Source organism: Eisenbergiella tayi (assembly GCF_001881565.1).
In the GTDB taxonomy this organism is placed as follows: domain Bacteria; phylum Bacillota; class Clostridia; order Lachnospirales; family Lachnospiraceae; genus Eisenbergiella; species Eisenbergiella tayi.
This window is the reverse complement of record NZ_MPDJ01000001.1, coordinates 1,136,292-1,153,665: the sequence shown is the minus strand read 5'-3', so window position 1 is coordinate 1,153,665 and position 17,374 is coordinate 1,136,292. Positions and strand designations below refer to the sequence as shown.

The following is a 17,374-nucleotide window of genomic DNA, read 5'->3' as shown; positions in this document are numbered from 1 at the left end:
ATTTTCTGTAAGGATAGGAGCAGCATATGAAGAAATGGATTTGTTTACTGGCGTTTGTATGTACTCTGGGTGTGGCTGTGCTTGCGGCAGGTATCCATTCCAAGGCGCAGGCAAAGCCGGATGATACGATACTGGAAGGCGTATATGCAGGTGAGATTTCACTCTCCGGTATGACAAGGGACCAGGCGAAGGCGGCTATTCAGTCTTATGTGGATTCGCTGGGAAGCAATACGATTGTTTTAAATGTCATGGACGGCAACACCGTGCCTGTTACGGCTTCCGAGCTCGGACTGAGCTGGGGGAATCCGGAGCTGGTAGAGGATGCGGTCAATCTGGGAAAATCTGGGAACGTGGTAGTGCGTTACAAAGCGCTGAAGGATCTGGAGCATCAGAACAAGGTATATGATATCGCTTTCTCTTTTGACAAAGAAGCGATTACATCCGTTGTGGAAAATAAATGTGACGCTTTTAACGTGGAAGCGATCGATGCCCATTTGAAAAGAGTGGACGGTTCTTTCGTCATCGAGGACGGACAGACCGGTATCGTTGTGGATAACACGGCTTCTGAAAACGCTATTTATGAATATCTTACCACACAGTGGAAGGGCGGCGATACATCCGTTGATCTGGTGGTGACGGAAGAGGTGCCTAAGGGGAATGCAGAGGAACTGACCAAGGTTAAGGATGTTCTCGGTACCTTTACCACCAGCTTTTCTTCCTCCGGCCGGGACAGAAGCGCCAACGTAACCAATGGCTGCAATCTGATAAACGGGGCCACTTTATTTCCCGGTGAAACCTTTTCCACCTATGAAGCGGTAAGTCCGTTTACGGAAAGCAATGGTTATTACATGGCGGGCTCTTACCTTAACGGCCAGGTAGTAGACAGCATAGGCGGCGGTATCTGCCAGGTGTCCACCACTCTTTACAATGCTGTGCTGAAGGCCGAACTTCAGGTAGAGGAAAGGCATAACCATTCCATGATCGTCGGTTATGTAAAGCCTTCCATGGATGCGGCGATTGCCGAATCGGCCGGAAAGGATTTCCGATTTGTCAACAATACAGGTTATCCTATTTATATCGAGGGATATACCAGCAATAAAAATATTACCTTTACCATTTATGGTGTGGAGACAAGAGATCCGGGCCATGTGGTGACTTATGAAAGCGAAGTGCTGGAAACTATCCAGCCGAATTCTGAAACCATTAACCAGACATCCTCACAGCCTATCGGTTTTGTGGATGTACAGTCCGCCCATATCGGCTATAAGGCCAGACTGTGGAAAATAGTTACGGAAAATGGCGTGGAGGTCAGCAGAGAGCAGATCAACAGCAGCAGCTATAAGATGGTTCCCCGTACGGCTACCGTAGGGGTTGCCACAAACGACAGCAACGCTTATAATGAAATGCAGGCGGCCATAGCCACAGGAAGCATCGATCATGTAAAGAGTGTGGCGGCAGCGCTGAAGTCCGGGCAGAGTACCGCTCCGGCTGATAACGGAGGAATGGATCCTGCGTTAGCGGCTATATTGGCAGGAAAATCACCGGAGGAGCAGGCTGCTATCATCCAGCAGTATAACGAACAGCTGGCCCAGCAGCAACAGCAGGCGGGACAATAGAAGCAGGGCAATAACAGAAACAGGAGCACGGAATGAAGATTGGCAAGGTGCCCGAGAGCGTCCTGAAACGCTCGATATTAAGACAACTGAAAACCCGCAGGGGTGAAATCATATTTGGCGCAGGTCTGGGGGAGGACTGCGCCATTTTGGCGCCTGGAGACGGGGAAGTGGTGCTGTTTTCTTCCGATCCTGTGACCGGTACGGGAAAAGATGTGGCATACTACGGAATCCACGCATCAGCCAATGATATCGCGGCGGCAGGAGGAGAGCCGGTAGCGGTATTGCTGACCCTTCTTTTACCCCCTTCCTGTGAAGAAAAGGAATTGAAGGCAATCATGGCTCAGGCGGAAGAAACCTGTGCCTCTTTACATATACAGATAGCGGGCGGACATACAGAGGTTACCGATGCGGTAAACAGGATTGTCCTCACGGTTACCGCGATAGGAAAAGCGGCAGCGGGCGCACCGGTGGCAACCGGTACGGCAAAGCCGGACGGGGATATTGTGGTTACCAAATGGATCGCCCTGGAGGGAACCTCCATTGCGGCGAAGGAGAGGGAAGAGCAGCTGCGCAGGCGTTTTCCTGCTTATTTAGTGGAGGCAGCCAAGGGCTTTGACAAATATCTTTCCATCATTCCGGAGGCCGCAGTCGCCGGAAAGTCCGGCGTTTGGGCCATGACAGACGTGACCGAGGGCGGTATATTCGGTGCGCTCTGGGAGATGGCGGAAAGTTCAGGCGTCGGACTGGAAATAGATTTGAAAAAACTGCCCATCCGGCAGGAGACAGTGGAGATCTGCAATCTTCTTGACTTGAATCCCTATGAATTGATTTCAGGAGGCTGTCTGCTGATTGCAGCGGAAAATGGCGCGGATCTGGTGCGCAGGCTGGAAGAGGAAAATATCCCTGCCACGGTAGTGGGAAGAACTACCGGCGGAAAGGATCGGATCATCAGGAACGGAGAAGAAAAGCGTTTTCTGGAACCGGCAAAACCGGATGAGTTATATCAAATATAGTAAGCCGGCCTGACAGCGGGACCGGCAGACAGGAGTAATAGTATGAGAGAACTGAGAGAACAGTTGTTGGGAATTATTGAAAAAAACAGCCGCATTGATTTAAAGGAGCTGGCTGTTATTCTTGGAGTGGAAGAAGTCGATGTGGTGAACGAGCTGGCAGCGATGGAGTCGGAAGGAATTATCTGCGGCTACCATACGCTGATTGACTGGGATAAGACCAGCCTGGATAAAATATCCGCACTGATCGAAGTGCGTGTAACTCCTCAGAGAGGGCAGGGCTTTGACAATATTGCGGAGAGGGTTTATAAATACCCTGAGGTGAATGCCGTATATCTTATATCCGGCGGCTTTGACCTTCTTGTAACCCTGGAGGGCCGCAACCTGAAGGAAATATCCAGCTTTGTTTCCGAGAAGCTTTCCGCGCTGGACGGCGTGCTCAGCACGGCAACCCACTTTATACTGAAGAAATATAAAGATCACGGAACGATTCTTGCTAAAAAATATGAAGATTCAAGGGAGAAAATTACACCATGAGAAATCCATTGTCCGATAAAATCGTAGATATCAAACCGTCGGGCATTCGGAAGTTTTTTGACATCGTGAGTGAAATGGAGGACGCCATTTCCCTTGGGGTGGGAGAACCCGACTTTGATACCCCCTGGCATATCCGGGATGAGGGTATCTATTCCCTGGAAAAGGGAAGAACCTTTTATACCTCCAATGCAGGATTAAAGGAATTAAAGGTTGAAATATGCAATTATTTAAAGCGCCGCTTTGATCTTACATATGATTATAACAATGAGGTACTGGTTACCGTGGGAGGATCGGAGGCCATTGATATTGCCCTTCGCACTATGGTAAATCCGGGGGATGAGGTACTGATCCCTCAGCCCAGCTATGTTTCATACGAACCCTGCGCCATCCTGGCCGATGCGGTGCCTGTAATTATTAACCTGAAGGCTGAAAATGAATTCCGCCTTACAGCACAGGAGCTGCGGGATGCCATAACGGATAAGACCAAGGTCCTGGTGCTTCCTTTCCCCAATAACCCGACGGGAGCCATTATGGAAAGGGAAGATCTGGAAGCTATCGCGGAAGTAATCCTGGAAAAGGATCTGTTTGTCATTTCCGATGAGATTTACGGAGAACTGACCTACAAAGAAGATCATGTTTCTATTGCCAATATACCGGGAATGCAGGAAAGAACCATTCTCATCAACGGTTTTTCCAAATCCTATGCCATGACAGGCTGGCGTCTGGGTTATGCCTGCGGCCCTTCCGTTATTATTGAGCAAATGCTTAAAATCCATCAGTTTGCCATTATGTGCGCGCCCACCACAAGCCAGTACGCGGCAGTGGAAGCCCTGCGCAACGGCGATGAGGATGTCAGGGAAATGCGCGAGGCCTATAACCAGAGAAGACGTTATCTGATGTATACCTTCCGTGAGATGGGGCTTCCGTGCTTTGAACCCTATGGAGCCTTCTATGTGTTCCCCTGTATAAAAGAATTCGGTATGACCAGTGATGAATTTGCCACCCGTTTTCTGCAGGAGGAAAAGGTAGCCGTTGTACCCGGCACTGCTTTCGGTGACTGCGGGGAAGGCTTTATCCGAATCTCCTATGCCTATTCCCTGGAAAACCTGAAGGTTGCAATCGGAAGGCTGGCGGATTTCGTGGAACGCCTGAAAAAGGAACAAAAAAAATAATATCCGGAAAATGACCGGTTACCTGCTGTGCCATGGCCCTGCCGACCTTTGTGAGAAGGCGGCAGGGCTGTGGTATTTCTGCAGGCAGTGAGCCAAAATCAGGATCGCTTCATAATATTTGATCTCCGGCTTTAGAAAAATGTTTGGGCTGGAAGATGTTTTTTGAATAACAAGGATATTGGAGGAACGAAAGAATGAATATTGTACTGCATCAGCCGGAGATACCGGCGAATACCGGTAATATAGGACGGACCTGCGTAGCTACCGGATCGGTGCTGCATTTAATAGAGCCTTTGGGTTTTCGATTGAATGAAAAGGAGATTAAAAGGGCAGGGATGGATTACTGGAAGGACCTGGATGTCAGACGGTATGTGAATTACGAGGAATTCCTGGAGAAAAATCCTGGAGCCAAAATATGGATGGCAACTACAAAGGCCAGACATGTATACACCGATGTTTCCTTCGGGCCGGATGACTTCATTATGTTCGGTAAGGAAAGTGCAGGGATTCCGGAAGAAATTCTGGTGGATAATGAGGATACATGCATCAGGATTCCCATGCTGGACAAGATTCGTTCTTTGAATTTGAGTAATTCGGTGGCAGTAGTTTTGTATGAGGCTTTGCGACAGAACAATTTCGAAGGGATGCTGCTTGAAGGGGAATTGCATAGGCTTCATTGGAAGGAATAGAGGGGGGCATACAATGGGAGTGGATCCAGGTTTAAAAATTGGAGAGAAGGTTAATTTACAAAAAATACGAGAAATATTTCAGTGTGGAAGTATGGGTGGAATGTTGCCAGTCAATCGTACCAATGTGATGGTTATAATAGCCGACCATACTCTTGATTTTTACCATGATAAATGGAAAGATGGTATTTTATACTATACAGGCACTGGAAAAATAGGGGATCAGCAGTTAGATGGGAATCCGGGATACAAAAATGGTAAATTATATCATTCAAAAACCAATGGGATGCAATTGCATTTATTTGAGATTCTTAAGAAACGCGAATATATTTATAGAGGAATAGTTGTTTTGGCAAATCAACCTTATCAAGAAGAACAACTTGATGAGAATGGTGTGAAAAGAAAGGTATGGATATTTCCACTTAAATTGGTGGAAGAAGAGTTAAAATTAGATTTACTTGATGACCAAACAATAATGACAAGCTTGGCTTCCGTTCAAGATAAAGACTTACCTTTTCATTTTTCTTATAATGGGAAACCAAAGGACAAAGGAAAACCGGTAGTTATAGATAAAATAGAAATATATAAACGGGATAGAAAAATTTCACTTAACGCCTTAGCTTATGCAAGATTTGAATGTGAAATTGATAGAACGCATGAAAGCTTTATAAGAAAAAATTCGAATACTAACTACACAGAACCGCACCATTTAGTTCCAATGGCTTTTCAAAATAATTTTTCTGTTTCTTTGGATGTGGAAGAAAATATTGTATCTCTGTGTAGTAATTGTCATAATTTATTGCACTATGGAAGAGATTATCTTTCTTTGTTGAAAAGACTCTATGAAAGTAGAAAAAATCTTTTGAAAAAAGTGGGTATTGATATAACATTTGAACGCTTAGTTCAAATGTATCAATAGTTATATTGTTTTTGGATAAAAGGAATGAGTAATCGATCAGCTGGTAACCAATCTATCTTGTTTAGGCTTGAAATATCTTCCCAAGCTGAGGCACTATGTACCATAAGAGTTAAATCTCCATTGATAATATTACATAGATAGCATTGCATAGATAAATGAAATTGAGGATAATCATACTCAATTGTCGTAATGTAATCTATAATATTAATGGTAGTTAAAAGTTCTTCTTTTATTTCACGTATTAATGCCTCTTGTGGTGTTTCTCCTAGCTCTATTTTGCCACCTGGGAATTCCCATTTACCTTTAAAATCACCATAACCACGCTGGGTAACAAATATTTTATTTTTATCTACGATTATAGCTGCAACAACTTGAATGGATTTCATTTGTTTTCCTCTTATTGAATCTTATGCTGTTGAAATGATTATAGGATAGAATTAGCTTAAAGACAAGATATACCTGTAGATGAAATGTGTATGAATTGGATAGATATAATTATTTGGATATTTTCGCCATTAATACCAATTGTCCCTTTTCCCTATTTGTGCTACACTGAATATACAAAGTGAAAAGCATTCAAACAGATGCTGACAGCGTATACAGGCGCTGGGAAAACAAAGGATGCCGCGCTCCGTGAGTCATCCTTATGTACAACAAAATAAACTTCGGAAGAAGAATCCGGGAGAGACAAGACCATCTGCGCCGAAGGGGCATAAACTCTCAGGCAAAAGGACCGGATTTGGACGAAACTCTGGAAAGGTGAAGTGCGTAAGATTGAACAGGCGCCGGCACCACCGACGAGGCAGCTTCTTTCTGCAGGGTATGATTCTTCAGACCTATGTGTGGAAAGGGGTAATCTTTCAGGTACGAAGACAGGGAAGGCATATAGCCGTGAGGCTATATGCCTTTTTGTGTCCCGACGGAACCTGGTATAACGTTCTGAAAGCTGGAATGTGAAAAGGAAGGGGTATAGTGCCAATGGAAGAATGCAGGACTTCTCTGTATGACACGCATGTGAAGTACGGAGGGAAAATGGTTCCTTTTGCCGGTTTTCTGCTGCCGGTACAGTATGAAAAAACAGGGGTTATTAAGGAGCATATGGCTGTGAGAACCGGGTGCGGGCTGTTTGATGTGTCTCACATGGGAGAAATCCTTTGCGAGGGGGAAGGAGCCCTGGCTAATCTGAATGCTCTGCTGACCAACGACTTTACGGGGATGTATGACGGGCAGGCCAGGTATAGCCCGATGTGTAATGAGGAAGGCGGCGTGGTGGATGATCTGATCGTATATAAAATCAGGGAAAACCGTTATTTTATCGTGGTAAACGCTGCAAATAAGGACAAAGATTTTGAGTGGATGCTCTCACATCAAAGGGAAGGGGCCATTTTTACGGATATCTCTCCGAAGGTAGGACAGATTGCGCTGCAGGGGCCTCTGGCACAGCGGATCCTTAGCAGGGTTTCGGCGGAAGAATCTATTCCCGGAAGGTATTACAGTTGTGTAACCGAAGGAAAGGCGGCCGGAATAGAGTGTCTGATATCCAGAACCGGCTATACAGGCGAAGACGGCTTCGAGCTTTATATGGACAGTGAAAAGGCGCCGGCTTTGTGGGAGGCGCTTATGGAAGCGGGAAAGGAGGATGGGCTGACGCCCTGCGGGCTGGGAGCCCGGGATACGCTTCGGCTGGAGGCGGCGATGCCTTTGTATGGGCATGAAATGGATGATGAGATAACACCGCTGGAAACAGGGCTGAAATTTTCGGTTAAAATGAAGAAGGATCATTTTATAGGAAAAGAGGCGTTGGAGAAGGCGGGGAACCCCACGAGAAAGAGAGTGGGCCTTAAGGTGACCGGAAGAGGAATTATCAGGGAAGGGGCTGATATCTATATAGGAGATGAGAGAATCGGAAAAAGTACTTCGGGTACACATGCTCCTTACCTGGGATATCCGGTGGCCATGGCTCTGGTTCAGGCGGAAAAGGCAGAAGTGGGAAGCCGTGTGGAAGCGGATGTAAGAGGGCGTCGCGTGGAGGCGGAAGTTGTGGAGCTTCCCTTTTATAAAAGACAGGTATAAGGCAGGGAAACAGAGTCCTGAGATGGTTTCAGCAGCATGAAAAGGAGAGAGTGATGGCAGTTATAAAAGGGCTGGAATGGACATTTGATACGGCGGCTGAAGTATATGAAAAAATGCGCCCGGGATATGTGGAGGAATTGTATCGGGATATTTTTCAATATATTCCTGTCGATGAATCGAGCAATGTTGTCGAAATCGGGATAGGCGGAGGGCAGGCCACGCCGCCTGTAGTGAAAACCGGGTGTAAGCTTACCGCAGTGGAATATGGGGAAGCCTTATCTGAGATATGCCGTGAAAAATTTAAAGAGTATCCTCGTTTTTCTGTGGCAACGTTAAAATTTGAAGACTATGTATGCGAACCAGATTCCTGTGATTTCATCTATTCTGCTTCTGCCTTTCACTGGATACCGGAAGAAACAGGATATAGGAAGGTATTCGAAATGCTGAAAAGCGGAGGGGTTTTTGCCCGTTTTGCCAATCACCCTTATAAAGACAAAGGCAGAGAAGATATCCATGAAGCGTTACAAAGAATCTATGCCGTCTATATGCCGAACTCTTCTGCACCTGAAGAATACAGTGACGCCGATGCAAAAAGGCGCGCAGAGATCGCATATAAATATGGATTTACAGATATTTTCTATAAGCTGTATCACAGGACAAGGACATTTACCGCCGATGAATATATTACTCTTCTGGGCACATATTCTGACCATATAGCGATTGAAGAAAAAACGAGGATGAAATTTTTTTCTGAAATAAAAGACGCGATTAATGGTTTGGGCGGGAAAATTACGATATATGATACGATTGATCTGCAGCTGGCAAGAAAACCGTAATTAGATGTATTCATTGAAAAATAATAAATAACAGGAGGAAAAAGATATGATTTATCCGGAAAATTACAGGTATTCAAAATCACATGAATGGGTATTGTTCGAAGAGGACGGCGCAGCCCGGATCGGGCTTACGGATTATGCGCAGAAGGCATTGGGGGATCTGGTTTTTGTAAATCTGCCGGAACCGGAGGACAGTGTCACTGCGGGAGAGCCTTTCGGAGATGTGGAGTCGGTGAAAGCGGTATCGGATGTTTACTCGCCGGTTACAGGGATTGTGGAGGAAATTAATGAAGAGCTTCTGGACAGCCCGGAGCTCATTAATTCGGAGGCAAATGAAGCATGGCTGGTAAAGGTGAGGGATATCACGGATCAGGAGGAACTGATGGACGCAGCCGAGTATGAGGCTTTTGTGGAATCCTTGGGAGAGTAAAGCCCCGGGAAGGAGAGATAAGCAGATGGGTTCTTATATACCGGCTACAGAAGAGCAGAAACAGAAAATGCTGGAAGCCATGGGGCTTTCATCTACGGATGAGTTGTTTTCCCATATCCCTTCACAGGTAAGACTGCAGGGAAAGCTCAGGATTCCGGAGGGATTATCTGAAATGGAGGTTCTCCGGAAAATGGAAGATTATGCGGGAGAAAACCGTATTTTCAGGCATATTTTCCGGGGAGCGGGCGCTTATGATCATTACATACCTTCCATTGTGAAGGAAGTGGTTTCCAAAGAAGAATTTATTACCGCATATACGCCCTATCAGGCGGAAATCAGCCAGGGGATCCTGCAGTCTATTTTTGAATATCAGACTATGATTTGTGAGCTTACCGGCATGGATGCCGCCAATGCTTCGGTTTATGACGGGGCTGCCGCTGCGGCGGAGAGTGTTTTCATGTGCAGGGACAGGAAACGTACCCGGGTGCTGGTGTCGGAAACCACCAATCCCCAGGTAGTTGAGGTGATGAAAACCTATTGTCACGGGCGTCAGGCTACGGTGGAAATGGTTCCTGCCCGAAACGGAAGCACGGATTCAGAGGCACTTAAGGAAATGCTGGATGAGACGGCGGCCTGTTTTTATGTGCAGCAGCCCAATTATTATGGGATTATCGAAGATGGAGAGGCGCTGGGTGAGCTCGTACATGAAAAAGGCGGAAAGTTCATTATGGGCTGTAATCCTATTGCACTGGCTATCGTGAAAACGCCGGGGGAATGCGGCGCGGATATCGCTGTGGGAGAGGGGCAGTCTTTGGGAATGCCTCTGGCTTTCGGAGGGCCTTATCTGGGATTTATGGCGGCCACCAGGGAAATGATGCGCAAGCTGCCCGGAAGAATTGTGGGGGAAACGGTGGATACGGAAGGAAAGAGGGGCTTCGTGCTGACCCTTCAGGCAAGAGAGCAGCATATAAGGAGGGAAAAAGCGGGCAGCAATATCTGTTCCAATGAAGCGCTTTGTGCGCTGACAGCCTCAGTATATCTGTCCGCCATGGGCCCGGAAGGCCTGCGGAAGGCGGCGGTACTGAGTACCTCCAAGGCTCATTATTTACAGAAGGAGCTGGAAAAAGCAGGGCTTCCTCCGGCATATGAAGGGGAGTTCTTCCATGAATTTGTCACGGATGCCCCACAGGGTGCGGAAAAGATACTTAAGGCTTTGGAAGAGAAAGGCTATTTAGGAGGACTTCCTTTGCCGGATGGCAGGCTTCTCTGGTGCACGACGGAAAAGAATACGAAAGAGGAAATGGATGAGCTGGTAAGCCTGATAAGGGAGGTGGGAAACAGATGAAGCTGATTTTTGAACGAAGTGTGGAAGGAAGAGGCTGCAGCCTGCTTCCCGAGTGTGACGTACCTGTTGTGATGCCGTCCATGGAAAGAAAGAGCCCGCTGCGGCTTCCCCAGGTGTCGGAAAACGATATCAGCAGGCATTATACGCAGCTGGCAAATGCTACCCATGGGGTAAATGACGGCGCATATCCGCTGGGCTCCTGTACCATGAAATATAATCCCAAGGTGAATGATGAAGCGGCTTCCCTGCCCGGCTTTACCCGTGTCCATCCGCTGCAGCCGGAGGAGACGGTGCAGGGATGTCTGCATGTACTGCATGATGCGGAGAAGATATTCTGCGAGATCACGGGAATGGATGCCATGACCTTCCAGCCTGCGGCAGGCGCTCATGGGGAATTTACCGGGCTGCTTCTCATACGGGCCTTTCATGAAAGCCGGGGAGACAGCAGACGGACCAAAATCATCGTTCCGGATTCCGCTCATGGAACCAATCCTGCCAGTGCGGTCATGGCGGGCTACCAGGTGGTGAATATCCCTTCCACGCCGGAGGGCTGTGTGGATTTGGAGAAGCTTGCGGAGGCGGCGGGAGAGGATACGGCGGGCCTGATGCTCACCAATCCCAATACGGTAGGACTGTTTGACAAAAATATTCTGGAAATCACCCGTATTGTCCATGAAGCGGGCGGATTGTGCTATTATGACGGCGCAAACCTGAACGCGGTTATGGGAGTGGTAAGGCCGGGAGACATGGGTTTTGACGTGGTGCACCTGAACCTGCATAAGACCTTTTCCACACCTCATGGAGGAGGCGGGCCGGGAAGCGGGCCTGTGGGCTGTAAGGAATTTCTGAAGCAGTTCCTGCCCGGAAGAGAGGCCGATGAGGGAGAACAGGGCTTTTATTTGCGCGAATATCCCGGTTCCATCGGCATGGTGAGGGCTTTTTACGGGAATTTCCTGGTGGTTGTGAGGGCGCTCTGTTACTGCCTGACATTGGGGCCGGAGGGAATTGTGCAGGCCGCCCATATGGCGGTGCTGAATGCCAACTATGTGCGTGTCAGGCTGTCTGAGGCCTACAAAATGGCATATGAGGAAACCTGTATGCATGAGTTTGTCATGACTCTGCAGCCGGAAAAGGAGACAATGGGAATTACCGCGGTGGATGTGGCAAAGGCGCTTCTTGATTATGGAATCCATCCGCCCACCATGTATTTCCCGCTCATTGTCCATGAAGCGTTAATGATAGAGCCTACGGAGACGGAATCCATGGAAAACCTGGATGAACTGGCGGAGGCATTTCTGGAAATCCACCGGAAGGCGCAGGAGGATCCGGAGTGGATCCGGACCGCGCCGCATACGACGCCGATAACCCGTCTGGATGAGGTGGGGGCGGCGAGGAATCCCAGGCTGCATTATGAATTTACCAGATAAAGGGCGGAAGAAAAATGATAGAGAAGCTATATACGATAGAATCCGGAAGCCTCAATCCCTATCTGAATATGGGCCTGGAAGAATACCTGATGTATCATACGGGCAGGGAGGAGTGTATTCTGTATTTGTGGCAGAATGAGCGTACCGTAGTAATCGGACGGAACCAGAATGCCTGGAAGGAATGCCAAACGGAGGAGCTGGAAGGGGACGGCGGGTATCTGGCCCGCCGTCTTTCCGGAGGCGGGGCCGTGTTTCATGATTTGGGAAATTTGAATTTTACCTTTTTGGTCAGAAAAGAAAACTTTAACGTGGAAAAGCAGACGGAAGTCATCCTCCGGGCTGTCAACAGCTTAGGTATCCATGCGGAAAAAAGCGGCAGAAATGACATTACGGTGGATGGCTGCAAATTTTCGGGAAATGCCTATTTCCATACGGGAGATTATTGCTATCATCACGGAACCATACTGTTGCATGCGGACAGGGAGCTCATGGAAAAGTATCTGCATGTGTCAGATAAAAAGCTGGAATCCAAGGGCGTTGACTCGATCCGAAGCAGAGTGGGAAATCTGTGCGATTGGGCGCCGGAGCTGAACCGGGAACGTATGGCGGAAAAGCTGAAAGAAGCGTTTGGCGTTTGTTTTGGGATCCCCGTGGAGGATTTTCCGGGAGAACGGCTGGCAGGAGAGGAAATCAGCAGACTGGCGGAGCGGTTTTCTTCCTGGGACTGGAAATATGGCAGGCAGATTCCCTTCAGTAAAGAAACGGAAGAACGTTTTTCCTGGGGAGAGATGCGGATTCAGCTCAGAGTGGACGGAGGAAGGATACAGGAGACGCGTCTTTTTACCGATGCCCTTGATGTGGAACTTACGGAGCGTGCGGAAAAATGTCTTTCAGGCCAGGTGTTTCAGAAAAAGGCTGTTCTGGATGCCATAGACGGAATCCCGACAGACAATAAGATGCAGGCCCTGATGAAAAAAGATATATGCGGCCTGATGGAAAGCTTTTTTTAAGGATTCGGCAGAGGCCCGTTAAAAAACGGGCGGGAGGGTTAGTATGGAAATGCAATATGATCTCATCGTAATAGGGGCTGGGCCGGGAGGCTATCCGGCGGCCATCCGGGCTGCGCAGGATGGTAAAAAGGTAGCTGTGGTGGAAAAAGGCAGGCTTGGCGGTACCTGTTTAAACAATGGCTGTATTCCGGTAAAAACGCTTCTTCATTCCTCCGGTCTGTACCGGAAAATGAGGGAAGCATCAGGAGAAGGAATCCGGGTGACAGATGTGCAGTTAGACGGAGCCGCCCTTCATAAGCGTCAGAAGGAAGTGATTCAAACGCTGCAGGAGGGAATCGCCCTGCAGTTTAAGAAAAATAAAATCGCTCTGTATCAGGGAAAAGCCGTGATAACAGAAGAAAACTGCGTAATGGTCACATCGGAAGCGGACGGACAGACCAGCCGTCTTACAGCCCGTCATATTCTGATTGCGGCAGGCTCCGAGCCTGCCATGCTTCCGATTCCCGGTATTTCCTCTCCGGGAGTAGAAAACAGCACTAGTATTCTTTCCGGGGAACGCCTCTATGATCATCTGATTATTATTGGCGGCGGAGTGATTGGAATGGAGTTCGCCCAATTTTACAGTGATATGGGCAAAAAGGTCACTGTCCTGGAGGCTATGGACAGAATCCTTCCCGGCATGGATAAGGAGATTTCCCAGAACCTGAAAATGATTCTGAAAAAAAGAGGGGTGGATGTCCATACAAAAGCGGCGGTAACCCGAGTGGAAAAAATGGAACAGGGCGGCTGGCTGTGTTATTATAAAGAAGGATCGGATCCGGAAAAAACGGAACAGGAATCATGGATCTCTGCGGACGGGCTGCTGGTAGCTGTGGGGAGAAGAGCCTGTGGGGAAGGCGTGTTTTCGCCGGAAATGGCAATCAGGGCCGGTGTGGAAAAAGGAAAAATCCCGGCAGATGAAAATTATCAGACACGGATTCCCGGAATTTATGCGGCAGGAGATGTGACAGGCGGTATACAGCTCGCCCATGCGGCTACGGCGCAGGGACTGCTGGCGCTGGACCATATGGAAGGACGCTGTCCTTCCCGGAACCTGCAGATCATCCCTTCCTGTGTTTATACGGATCCGGAAATCGCCTGTGCGGGAATCACCGCAGATGAAGCGAAGGCAGCAGGCATTCCCGTGAAAACGGGTAAATATATTATGTCTCTCAATGGAAAATCCCTGTTATCGGGGCAGGAAAGAGGATTTATCAAGCTGGTGGCGGAGGAAGGAACCGGCAGGCTTCTGGGCGCGCAGCTTATGTGCGCCAGGGCGACGGATATGATTGGCGCGCCTGCGCTCGCCATAGCCACCCACAGGACTGTGCAGGAGCTGGCGGCGACAATCCTGCCTCACCCCACCTTTGGGGAAGGAATAGGCGAGGCGGCGCAGGAGCTGTGCCGCAGGATGGAATAAGCAGGAAGGAAAAAGGAAAAAATGCAGGTTAAGACAACAAGCGGTTATGCAGAAGGTTACTGGAAGGATGGAATATATCATTTTCAGGGGATTCCCTATGCGGTGGCAAAGCGTTTTATGCCTCCGGAAAAATATCAATGGGAGGGAGTGTACAAGGCTTCCCGGTTTGGAAGAAAAGCGATTCAATCCTGTCCGCCGTCTGCGGAAAATGACCGGCTGACGTATTCGCAAGAATATGGGGAGAGCTGTCTGAGCCTGGATATTTATGTCCCTGGAGAAGCTCCGGAAAAAGAGGAAAAAAAGAAATTGCCGGTGGCGGTGTATATCCACGGAGGCGCTTTCCAGAATGGAAGCAGCCGGGATCGCAGCGGCCCCGGGATGATAAGGGATCACCGGTTTATTTATGTGTCAGTAAATTACCGGCTGGGTGTGCTTGGATACCTGTATCTGGGAAAAGCCCTGGGGGAAAGGTACCGGCATACAGGTAATAACGGTACGCTGGATCAATTGGCCGCGTTGGGATGGATCCGGGAAAATATTGAAGCCTTCGGAGGGGATATCTCCCGGATCACCGTTTTCGGGGAATCCGCCGGAGCGAAGTCCCTCGGCGCGCTTTTGCTGAGGCCGGAGATGAAAGCCCTCTGCAGTCAGGTTATGATGGCAAGCGGAGCTTATCAATGTATCCGGGATGAGAATACAGCGGCGGCAGTGGCGGATATTTTCTTTGAGCTGGCCGGTATGGAAAAACCGGAGGATATCCTTGGCCTGGATGTGGATAATCTGCTCAAAATTCAGGAGAGGCTTGTGGATAACCCGGGAAATACCTGCATGTTCGGTCCGGTGGCAGACGGGATTGTTATCCCTTATGACTGGGAAGAAATCCTGAAGGGCCCTTCCTGTTGGTCGGGTAACGCCATCGTAGGCTGCTGCAGGCATGAAATGATTTTCCGTCGGCTGGAGGATCCTGATTTCGTTTCCCATGCACCGGCGGTTTCCGGAGCCTTATTTGGAAGAAACGCGGGAATTGTCCGGGAAGAATTTGCGGATTATGAGAAGGAATGGGAAAGCAGGGGAGAAAATCTGACGGAGACGCAAAAAGGGGAAAAATGGGAGCAGCTTCTTTCTGATTATATGTACCGTACATACAGCAGCCGTCTGGCCCGGATAATGAGTAGGAACGGAAGCAGGGTATGGTATTACAGCATGGATTTCGGGACGGCCGCCCATGTGCTGGATCAGGCGGCTGCCTTTGACGGGGCCTGGAAGGAGGAGCGGCTTTTTCCGGGAATCCCCCTTGAAGAGCGAAGAAGAATGGCGGGGGTTATTTATGAAACCTATGTCCGTTTTTTTGAAACAGGAGATCCTAACTGGGAAGGAATCCCGGTATGGAAGCCTCTTTGTGAAAGCAGTGAAAAAATGGTTTGGGAGATGCCGATCCACACCGAACCGCTGACGGAAGCGGAAGCGTCTGACCGGTTCCCGGAATCGGTTTACCAGCTTGCAAACAGGTGGGACAGATATCTGGCAATTCCGGAGGTGGAGGAAGCGGCGGCAGCAAAAGAAACCTTTTGGCTTAATCCGGATCGGCTGCCCTTTGACCAGGCGGAGAAGGAGCTTTCCTTTACCATGGAGGATATTCTGGATGCACAGCGGCGCATCCGCCGGTTTGCGCCCTTCCTGGCCTCGTGCTTTCCTGAACTGGAAGAAAGCGCAGGAATCATAGAGTCCCCTCTGCAGGACATTCCCGCTATGGCGGACTCCCTGTGGAAGGATTGGGGAATGACAGGACAGGACGGGATACAAAAGGGCCGTGTGCTGATTAAGCTGGACAGTGAATTGGCTGTGGCGGGATCCGTAAAAGCCAGAGGCGGTATTTATGAGGTTCTCAAGGTAACGGAAGAACTGGCTTTTCGGGCGGGGATCCTGAAGGAAACCGATGATTATTCCCGTTTGAAGGAATACAGGGAGTTCTTTTCCGGCTATACTATACAGGTGGGTTCCACCGGAAATCTGGGATTGAGCATCGGAATCATGAGTGCGGCAATCGGTTACCGCGCCGTGGTGCATATGTCCGCCGATGCCAGGCAATGGAAAAAGGATCTGCTCAGAAGCAAAGGAGTCATTGTCAAAGAGTATGAAGGAGACTATGGAGAGGCAGTCGCTGAAGGAAGGGCGCTTTCCGATAAAGAGGAAACCAGCTATTTTGTGGATGACGAGCATTCCTCCCAGCTTTTCCTGGGATATGCGGTGGCAGCGCTGCATCTTCGGAAGCAGCTGGAAGAAAAAGGCATCCCTGTTGATTGCGATCATCCGTTGTTCGTGTATCTTCCCTGCGGAGTGGGAGGCGCGCCCGGAGGAATTACGCTGGGCCTGAAATATGTATTCAGGGATGCCGTTCACTGCTTTTTTGCGGAACCGGTACAGTGCCCATGCATGCTTCTCGGCATGGCGGCCGGAGAGGGTGAGAGAATCAGCGTACAGGATTTTGGCCTTACAGGAAGGACTATTGCCGACGGTCTTGCGGTAGGCAGGCCCTCGGGGCTGGCGGCCGGGAATATGAAGCCGCTCCTGGACGGTATTTATACGGTAAAGGATTCCTTTTTGTTGGACTGGATGCGCCGTCTGAAGGAAACGGAGGGGATTGTGATGGAACCTTCCGCCTGTGCCGCCTTCGGTGGCCTGAGAGCATTGGCGGGGAAAAAGGGGACTGCCTATTGCAGGGAGCAGGGGCTGCTGGAAAAAAGTGCCCGTGCCACGCATATCGTATGGGCCACGGGAGGCAGTCTTATGCCGGAGGATGTACGCGAAGAGTATCTTCAGACCTATTTGCAGTGACAGGCATCCGGCCTTTTAA

At 49.0% G+C, this 17,374-nt stretch carries 15 protein-coding genes and 1 riboswitch; of the genes, 14 read left to right on the top strand and 1 reads right to left on the bottom strand.

Features of this window, described 5'->3' with window-relative positions; genetic code table 11:
- Positions 1-26: 26 nt before the first annotated feature.
- The 6 genes from BLA28_RS04745 (at position 27) to BLA28_RS04720 (ending at position 5,940) form a co-directional block, all read left to right on the top strand.
- Positions 27-1,616, top strand: coding sequence for a VanW family protein (locus BLA28_RS04745; RefSeq protein WP_044965506.1), 1,590 nt, complete (start codon positions 27-29; stop codon positions 1,614-1,616).
- Between the two features lie 32 nt (positions 1,617-1,648).
- Positions 1,649-2,629, top strand: a complete 981-nt coding sequence (locus BLA28_RS04740) for an AIR synthase family protein (RefSeq protein ID WP_069151661.1) — start codon at positions 1,649-1,651, stop codon at positions 2,627-2,629.
- 51 nt (positions 2,630-2,680) lie between these two features.
- Positions 2,681-3,163, top strand: a complete 483-nt coding sequence (locus BLA28_RS04735; RefSeq protein WP_025485878.1) for an Lrp/AsnC family transcriptional regulator — start codon at positions 2,681-2,683, stop codon at positions 3,161-3,163.
- Complete coding sequence (locus BLA28_RS04730) at positions 3,160-4,335, top strand: aminotransferase class I/II-fold pyridoxal phosphate-dependent enzyme (protein WP_069156173.1); 1,176 nt, start codon at positions 3,160-3,162, stop codon at positions 4,333-4,335. Before BLA28_RS04735 ends, BLA28_RS04730 begins: the two co-directional genes overlap by 4 nt.
- 194 nt (positions 4,336-4,529) lie before the next feature.
- On the top strand, positions 4,530-5,024 hold the full coding sequence (locus BLA28_RS04725) for a tRNA (cytidine(34)-2'-O)-methyltransferase (protein ID WP_009251600.1): 495 nt from the start codon (positions 4,530-4,532) through the stop codon (positions 5,022-5,024).
- 13 nt (positions 5,025-5,037) lie between these two features.
- Positions 5,038-5,940: an HNH endonuclease gene (locus BLA28_RS04720; RefSeq protein WP_050018550.1), complete on the top strand. Its 903-nt coding sequence runs from the start codon at positions 5,038-5,040 to the stop codon at positions 5,938-5,940.
- Here BLA28_RS04720 and mutT read toward each other — a convergent pair.
- Positions 5,934-6,326, bottom strand: coding sequence for an 8-oxo-dGTP diphosphatase MutT (gene mutT, locus BLA28_RS04715; RefSeq protein WP_069156172.1), 393 nt, complete (start codon positions 6,324-6,326; stop codon positions 5,934-5,936). The two genes, BLA28_RS04720 and mutT, sit on opposite strands and share 7 nt — an antisense overlap.
- 283 nt (positions 6,327-6,609) lie before the next feature.
- A riboswitch (glycine riboswitch) is annotated at positions 6,610-6,686 on the top strand.
- A gap of 232 nt (positions 6,687-6,918) precedes the next feature.
- Between mutT and gcvT the strand changes: the two genes are divergently transcribed.
- Genes gcvT through BLA28_RS34495 form a run of 8 tightly spaced genes read left to right on the top strand, consistent with a single transcriptional unit; the run spans position 6,919 to position 17,355 of the window.
- Positions 6,919-8,013, top strand: coding sequence for a glycine cleavage system aminomethyltransferase GcvT (gene gcvT, locus BLA28_RS04710; protein WP_069156171.1), 1,095 nt, complete (start codon positions 6,919-6,921; stop codon positions 8,011-8,013).
- Positions 8,014-8,066: 53 nt separating this feature from the next.
- Positions 8,067-8,849, top strand: coding sequence for a class I SAM-dependent methyltransferase (locus BLA28_RS04705; protein ID WP_069156170.1), 783 nt, complete (start codon positions 8,067-8,069; stop codon positions 8,847-8,849).
- 46 nt (positions 8,850-8,895) lie between these two features.
- The gene (gene gcvH, locus BLA28_RS04700) at positions 8,896-9,279 is read left to right on the top strand and encodes a glycine cleavage system protein GcvH (protein WP_069156169.1); all 384 of its coding nucleotides are present in this window, start codon (positions 8,896-8,898) and stop codon (positions 9,277-9,279) included.
- 25 nt (positions 9,280-9,304) lie between these two features.
- Positions 9,305-10,624: an aminomethyl-transferring glycine dehydrogenase subunit GcvPA gene (gene gcvPA, locus BLA28_RS04695; protein WP_069156168.1), complete on the top strand. Its 1,320-nt coding sequence runs from the start codon at positions 9,305-9,307 to the stop codon at positions 10,622-10,624.
- On the top strand, positions 10,621-12,051 hold the full coding sequence (gene gcvPB, locus BLA28_RS04690; RefSeq protein ID WP_069156167.1) for an aminomethyl-transferring glycine dehydrogenase subunit GcvPB: 1,431 nt from the start codon (positions 10,621-10,623) through the stop codon (positions 12,049-12,051). The genes gcvPA and gcvPB overlap by 4 nt, the downstream gene beginning before the upstream one ends.
- 14 nt (positions 12,052-12,065) lie before the next feature.
- A complete protein-coding gene (locus tag BLA28_RS04685) occupies positions 12,066-13,061 on the top strand; it encodes a lipoate--protein ligase (protein WP_069156166.1) in 996 nt (331 codons plus the stop codon).
- A gap of 43 nt (positions 13,062-13,104) precedes the next feature.
- Positions 13,105-14,520, top strand: a complete 1,416-nt coding sequence (lpdA, locus tag BLA28_RS04680; protein ID WP_069156165.1) for a dihydrolipoyl dehydrogenase — start codon at positions 13,105-13,107, stop codon at positions 14,518-14,520.
- Positions 14,521-14,541: 21 nt separating this feature from the next.
- The gene (locus BLA28_RS34495; protein WP_081329845.1) at positions 14,542-17,355 is read left to right on the top strand and encodes a D-serine ammonia-lyase; all 2,814 of its coding nucleotides are present in this window, start codon (positions 14,542-14,544) and stop codon (positions 17,353-17,355) included.
- The last annotated feature ends 19 nt before the right edge of the window (positions 17,356-17,374 follow it).